The sequence below is a fragment of the Mesorhizobium sp. M7A.F.Ca.CA.004.04.2.1 genome, from assembly GCF_004022825.1.
Classification (GTDB): domain Bacteria; phylum Pseudomonadota; class Alphaproteobacteria; order Rhizobiales; family Rhizobiaceae; genus Mesorhizobium.
Map to the genome: position 1 here is coordinate 1 of NZ_RZPH01001206.1, position 1,617 is coordinate 1,617.

2 protein-coding genes are annotated in these 1,617 nt (G+C 63.5%); one reads left to right on the forward strand and one right to left on the reverse strand.

Annotated elements, in window-relative coordinates:
- On the reverse strand, positions 1-361 hold a 361-nt coding region (locus tag EN893_RS33025), incomplete at its 3' end, for an alpha/beta fold hydrolase (protein ID WP_128362136.1).
- Positions 362-462: 101 nt separating this feature from the next.
- Between EN893_RS33025 and EN893_RS33030 the strand changes: the two genes are divergently transcribed.
- Positions 463-1,467 (forward strand): LysR family transcriptional regulator, encoded by a 1,005-nt coding sequence (locus EN893_RS33030; RefSeq protein WP_127271500.1) that lies wholly within the window; start codon positions 463-465, stop codon positions 1,465-1,467.
- The last annotated feature ends 150 nt before the right edge of the window (positions 1,468-1,617 follow it).

Below are 1,617 nucleotides of genomic sequence, written 5' to 3' on the forward strand. Positions count from 1 at the left end.
GGATCAGCCGGTCGATCCGCTCCGGCGCGTGGATGCCGAGCCACTGCGCGACGAACCCGCCGAGCGACAGGCCAAGGAAATGTACGCGTTGCAGGTCGAGCGCGTCGAGCAGCTCGATGACGTCGCGGCCAAGCCGGTCGAGCGAGTAGGCGCCGACGGGAACGCTCGATCCGCCATGGCCGCGAAAATCGTAGCGCAAGACACGGAAATGCTTCGACAATTCGCCGATCTGCCTGTCCCACATGTGCAGCGTGGTGCCGATGGAATTCGACAGCACCAGCACCGGCTTGCTTGCCTCGCCATCGAAGCGGTAGGCGATGCGCGTGCCGTCGCCCGTTGTGACGAAATTCAGCTCATTCATGATGAAGATTCCTTCTGGAACGTTGAACGAGACAGAGCCTAGCCGTGGAGCGATTTTGTTGATATTACAAAGATAGAACAATCTCTGTAGTAAAAACTGACATGGCCGAATTCACCCTGCACGACCTGCAATGCTTCGATGCAGTGGTCCGCACCGGCGGTTTTCAACCTGCGGCGGCCATGCTGTATCGCTCGCACCCGGCGGTGTTCGCCGCCGTCGCCAAGCTGGAACGACAGCTCGGCCTCATCCTTTTGGACCGCAGCGGCTATCGCGTGCGTCCGACCGAGGCCGGGCTTTCGTTCCACCGCCGAGCGCTATCGCTGCTGCGCGAGTTGGACGGTTTGCGCGTCCATGCCGCCCAGTTGGCGATGGGTGAGGAAAGCGAGATCCACGTGGTGATAGGCGACCTGTGCCCGCGCCCGCATGTGCTGGGCATGCTCGGGCGGTTCTTCGCACAGTGCCCCGGCACGCGCCTGCATCTGCATTTTGAAGCGGTGGGCGGCCCATGGGAGCGTCTATTCGATGACGAAGCCGATCTGATCCTGCACTGGGTCGACAAGGGCGATGCGCGGGTGGAATGGGTCGATCTGTGCAAGGTGTCCTTCATTCCCGTGGTGGCGCCGGGCTTTCTGCCCGGGCGTATCGAGCAGCCGATCACTCTGGATCAGATGCAGGCACTCACCCAATGCGTCATGCGCGACAGCGCCCGCCATTCGCCACAACAAAACTATTCGCTGATCGAAGGCGCGCCGCAATGCCTCGTCGCCGACCAGGGCATGAAGAAGGAGATCATCCTGCAGGGCCTTGGCTGGGGCCACCTGCCCCGCTTCCTGATCGAGGAAGAACTGCATGACGGGCGCCTGCAATCCATTGCCGGCCGCCATCTGCCGGGCCGCACCGACGAACTGGTGGTGGCGCGGCGCCGCGACCGACCGCATGGGCCGATCGCCAACCGGCTGTGGGATCATATCCAGCAGGAAGCGCCGACATTGCGCCGTGCATTGGAGCCGACGGGGCCCGCCGGACAGACACCCACCAACCAGTCGCGAAAGGCGCAAGTGGCAACGCCAGGACCTCTCGGGTCCCGTCCAGCGATCACTTCTTGACATACGCTCCAGGCTGGCGGCCGCTCTTCGGAGCCTTGGCGTCCTTTGAACGCTCCGCGATAGCGGGGCCGGCGCCGGACGTCTTTTCGGTTGCGGCGCTCGGCGTGACTTGCCTTGGCGGGTTTTGTCCCTCCGACTGGCGGGTTCGGT